The sequence below is a fragment of the Streptomyces sp. UH6 genome (assembly GCF_013421635.1).
GTDB classification, from domain to species: Bacteria; Actinomycetota; Actinomycetes; order Streptomycetales; family Streptomycetaceae; genus Streptomyces; species Streptomyces abyssomicinicus.
Map to the genome: position 1 here is coordinate 1 of NZ_JACADT010000436.1, position 4,644 is coordinate 4,644.

Sequence of the window (4,644 nt, forward strand, 5' to 3'; positions counted from 1 at the left end):
ACCACCCCGGGCCGGTCCCGCCGAGACCGACGGGACCGGCCCGGAGGCCGCGGGAGCCGGACGTCAGAGCGTGCTGGTCGAGTCGCTGCGCGGGACGGTCCCGCCCCGGAAGAACTCGGGCCGGCGCATCCGCTGCGTGATCATCACGACGACGCCCAGCAGCAGCACGCCGATGCCGAGGAGGAAGACCAGGCCGATGCCGCCGATCTGCGATCCCGAGCCGTACGACGGGTCCATCGAGTCGTAACAGGTCTGGACGAAGAAGACCAGGAGCAGGATGCCGCCGGTACCGGGCAGCAGGCCCTTCATGAGGAACGCCTTGGGGCCGCGGCCGAGTTCCTTGCGGAAGTACCACACACAGGCCAGCGCCGTGATGCCGTAGTAGAAGCAGACCATCATGCCGAGCGCGGTGATGGTGTCCCAGAGCACGTCCTCGGACAGCACCCGCATCACGGCGTAGAAGGCCGACGCCACCAGCGCCGCCGCGACCGTGGCGTACCCCGGGGACTGGAACCGCGGCGTGATGCGCGCGTAGGACGGCGGCAGCGCGCCGTAGTGGCCCATGGCGAGCATGGTGCGGGCCGGGGAGACGAACGTCGACTGGAGCGAGGCGGTCGACGAGGAGAGCACGGCGAGGGACATCAGGATCGCGGTCGGCCCCATCACCGGGCCGGCGAGTGCCGCGAAGACGTTCTCCTGGATGTCGGCGTTGCCGAGTCCGTGAGCACCGTCCGAGACGCCGGAGTAGCTGAGCACGCCGAGGGCCACCGCCATGTACAGGGCGACGATGACCAGGATCGTGGTGAGGGCCGCGCGCCCCGGAGTGGTGGCGGACCCCTTGGTCTCCTCGTTGATGGTGAGGACGACGTCCCAGCCCCAGTAGATGAAGACGGAGAGGGAGATGCCGGCGGCGAAGGACGAGAAGGAGTCCACCGCGAACGGGTTGAACCACTCGGGGCCGATCCGTGAGGCGTCGAAGGCCGTCCCGTCCCCCACGTGGCCGAAGGCGGCGACGGAGAACCAGATCAGGACGCCGACCTGGAAGGTGACCAGGACGTACTGGACGGCCTTGGTCGCCTCGAGCCCGCGGTAGGAGACCCAGCAGGCCAGCGCCATGAACGCCAGGCAGGTGGCGACGTTGACCGGAACGTTGCGGGTGAGCTCGGCCAGTGCGTCGTCGCCCGTGATCTGGGCGAGGAGCAGGTAGAAGAAGTCGACGGCGATGCCCGCGAGGTTGGAGAGCACCAGGATGGTCGCGGCCAGGAGTCCCCAGCTGCCCATCCAGCCCACCCACGGGCCGAAGGCCCGCGACGCCCAGGTGAAGGTGGTGCCGGCGTCGGGCATCGCCCGGTTCAGTTCGCGGTAACCGATGGCGACCAGGAGCATCGGGAGGAAGCCGACGAGGAAGATCGCCGGGAGCTGCTCCCCCACGACGGCCGCGGTCGGGCCGAGCGCGCCCGAGAGCGTGTAGGCCGGGGCGATGCAGGAGACCCCGATGACGACCGCGCCCAGCAGCCCGACACGCCCTTCGGCCAGGCCTTTGTCGCCGCTTTCGCCGCCGCCACTGCCGCTGCCGCTGCCGCCCGAGGTGGTGGTGCCCGCGACGGGTGTGGTCATCGCTCTTCTCCGTCCGTGTGCGGCACGACCACCATGGGGATGGGCAGGTGCCGGAGGATTCTGGCGGCCGTGGTGCCGAGGAAGGTGCGCCGGCCCGGCGCGAGGCGGGAGGAGCCGATGAGCAGGACGCCGCGCGCGTCCCAGCTGATCGACTCGACGGCCTGCTTCATGGTGCGGCCCTGCCCGATCTCGACCGTGGCCCTGCCGCCGGTGAAGTCCCGTGCGGCGGCGGAGATCAGCTCCGTGGCGCGCTGCCGCGCGGGCTCCCGCGCGCCGTGGTGCTCGTCGACCTCCAGCAGCGAGACGAGGTGCAGGTCGAGACGCGCGCGGCGCGCCGCCTCGACCGACTCCCGCACCACCAGCTGTGCCCCGGGGCGGGTCCCGACGGCGCAGTAGATCCGCTCCAGCAGGCCGGGCGACGCGTGGCCACGGGGCACCAGGGCGACGGGCACCGGCGAGGCGTGGAGCAGCTGGGTCGCCACCGGGCCGACGGTGAAGCCGGGGCCTCCGCCGGAGGCCGTGCCGACCACCACCAGGCGGGCGTCGAGGTCCGCCGCGGCCTCCAGGATCCCCTGGGCGACGGACCGGTGGCGGCGGATGTGGGTGTGGACCGGCACGCCGGAGGGGACCGACGCCCGCGCTTCCTCGAGCCACTGCCCGGCCTGGTGCTCGACCAGCGGTCCGACGTCCGGCGCGGGCGGGTACGTCGCGCCGAAGGGGGTGTCGGAACGGACCACGAGCACGATGTCGAGCACCGCCCCCAGGGACCGGGCGAGATCCGCTCCCGTGCGCAGGGCGACCTTGCTCCGCTCGTCGCCGCCGTACGCGACGACGTAGTGCGGGGCGCTCATGACGACTCTCCCCGGGACGTGACCGCGAGCTCCTCGAGCAGCTCCTCGGCGGTGACGCGGCCCATCCGGAGCGCGCCCTCGACGTGCAGGTAGCCCTCGGCGGCCAGGTCGGAGCTGGCCCAGTGGATGGGGCCGACGGGGGTGCGCTGGTCGGCGCCGTACCGGGTGAGGCCGCCGAGGTCGAAGGTCGCGCCGTAGGCGCCCCGGGTCCACTCCTCGCTGCCCCAGTCGGACTCGTGGTAGACGACGGGCTCGAGCGCCCGGTCGCCGAGGTAGGCGGCGACGGACTCGAGGACGCGGCGGCGGCGTTCCCCGGCCGGGAGCGCGAAGACCTCGTCGGCCTTCTCGTCGGAGACGAAGCCGACCAGGGTCCCGCGGGTGTCGCCGTGGTTGGTGTTGTCGTAGACCTCCTGGACCAGCTCCCCGGCCCCGAACCCGGTCCCGGAGAGGCCGTCCTCGCGCCAGAAGGGCGTCTCGTACACCGCGTGCACCTTGATCACCAGGCCGAGCGAGAGGTGCTGGTGGAGCTGGTGCTGGCGGCGCGGCAGCGGCGGTTCGTACGAGACCCGGGTGTACAGGTTCGGCGGTACCGCCATGACGACCTTCCGCGCCCGGACCGTGACGCGGTCGGAGACGACGGTGACCCCCTCGTCGTCACGGCGGACCGTCCGGACGGGGGTGGACAGGTGGACGTCGTCCCCCAGCGCGGCGGCCATGGTCTCGCTGACCGACTGCATGCCGCCGACCACCCGCCGGTCGAGGATGAAGTTCTCGTCGACGAGGTTCGAGAAGGAGCCGGCGGACGCCGCCATCAGCAGTGCCTGGAGCGTGGAGAAGGAGTGCGCGGGCTTGGTGAGCATGCCGCCCGCGATGAAGAGACCGATGTTCCGGCACGCCTCCTCGTCGTCCGACTGCCGGCGGAGCCAGTGGTGGAAGGAGATCGTGTCGAGTGCGCGGGCCTCGGGGTGCGCCCAGGGCTCGGTGGCGCCGACCTCGGCGGTGAGCGCGTCGAGGAGCTGGATCAGGCGCTCCATCTCGGCCGCCGTCCTCTCGCCGACCGGGAAGCGGTCCCCCGTGTACCGGGTGCGGGTGCCGTCCGGGGCGACGTAGACCGAGTCCCCTTCCCGGTGACGTGCGTAGGTCTCCAGGCCGAGTTCGTCGAGCAGGGCGAGCAGTTCTGTCTGGTCGGGCGAGACCCACTGGCCGCCGATCTCCAGCCAGGCGCCGTCCACGGTGTCGCTCCAGGTGCGCCCGCCGACCCGGTCGCGGGCTTCCAGGACGGCGACGCCGACGCCGGCCTCGCGGAGCCGTCGGGCGGTCATCAGGCCGGCGGGTCCGGCGCCGACGACGACCACGTCGCGATCGAGGGTGAGGGGGGTGGGCTGAGGGCTGTGCATGGTGCCGGGGCTTCTCTCACGAGACAATATGAATGTCGCTCATTTAGCCCGGGCGGCGACCGTCGCGTCAAGAGGTCCGGGGCAGGAAGTCGCCGGTCCGCCGCGATCGCCGGAACGCCGTCATGAGAAGGTGACGCGGTGACATCTTCTGAACGGCCACGGCGCCGGGGGCGCCCCACGGCGCCGCTGCTGTCGCAGGAGAAGATCACCCGGGCGGCGGTGGAGCTGATCGAGATCCGGGGCTACACGGCGCTCACCATGGCGGCGCTCGCACGCCAGCTGGGGGTCGCGCCGTCCGCGCTCTACAACCACGTCAGCTCCAAGCGGCAGCTGCTGCTGTGGCTCCAGGACCACGTCAACCAGGAGATCGACTGTTCGGACTTCGGCTCGCGGCCCTGGGACGCCGCGCTCGAGTCGTGGGCGCGCTCCTACCGCGAGGCGTACGCGCGGCACGCGCTGCTCGTCCCCGTCATCGCGGTGACGCCCATCGCGGGATCCCCGCACACGGTCGCGATGTACGAGAAGGTCGCCGCCGGGCTGCGTGCCGGGGGGTGGCCGGACGACCAGATCATGGACGTCGTCGTGGCGGTGGAGTCCTTCGTCCTGGGCTCCGCCCTCGACGCCGCCGCGCCGGACGGCATCTTCGACGTCCCCGACGGCCAGGCGCCCGTGCTGGCGGCGGTGGTCGGCGCCCGGGTGGGCCGGGACACCGCCAGGGCCGCCTTCGACCTCGGCCTCGCCACGGTGCTGGCCGGGCTCCGGGACCGTTTGAAGGCCCT

The 4,644-nt window shown here is 72.3% G+C and carries 4 protein-coding genes; 1 reads left to right on the plus strand and 3 read right to left on the minus strand.

What is annotated here, in order from left to right; genetic code table 11:
• Window positions 1-63: 63 nt before the first annotated feature.
• From HW445_RS19300 to HW445_RS19310, 3 genes are read right to left on the minus strand one after another with little or no spacing between them, the layout of a single operon-like run.
• Entirely contained in the window at window positions 64-1,617 is a 1,554-nt protein-coding gene (locus tag HW445_RS19300; RefSeq protein ID WP_180222243.1) for an APC family permease, read from the minus strand.
• Complete coding sequence (locus HW445_RS19305) at window positions 1,614-2,468, minus strand: universal stress protein (RefSeq protein WP_180222244.1); 855 nt, start codon at window positions 2,466-2,468, stop codon at window positions 1,614-1,616. The genes HW445_RS19300 and HW445_RS19305 overlap by 4 nt, the downstream gene beginning before the upstream one ends.
• A complete protein-coding gene (locus HW445_RS19310) occupies window positions 2,465-3,865 on the minus strand; it encodes an NAD(P)/FAD-dependent oxidoreductase (protein ID WP_180222245.1) in 1,401 nt (466 codons plus the stop codon). Before HW445_RS19310 ends, HW445_RS19305 begins: the two co-directional genes overlap by 4 nt.
• Before the next feature lie 138 nt (window positions 3,866-4,003).
• On the opposite strand from HW445_RS19310, the gene HW445_RS19315 reads away from it, so the two are divergent.
• A partial coding sequence (locus tag HW445_RS19315; protein WP_218957164.1) for a TetR/AcrR family transcriptional regulator occupies window positions 4,004-4,644 on the plus strand: 641 nt, incomplete at its 3' end.

Bases quoted from the DNA above. Each gene is read 5' to 3' on its own strand.
- HW445_RS19310 (WP_180222245.1), bottom strand. From the start codon at position 3,865: ATGCACAGCCCTCAGCCCACCCCCCTCACCCTCGATCGCGACGTGGTC.
- HW445_RS19300 (WP_180222243.1), bottom strand. From the start codon at position 1,617: ATGACCACACCCGTCGCGGGCACCACCACCTCGGGCGGCAGCGGCAGC.
- HW445_RS19305 (WP_180222244.1), bottom strand. From the start codon at position 2,468: ATGAGCGCCCCGCACTACGTCGTCGCGTACGGCGGCGACGAGCGGAGC.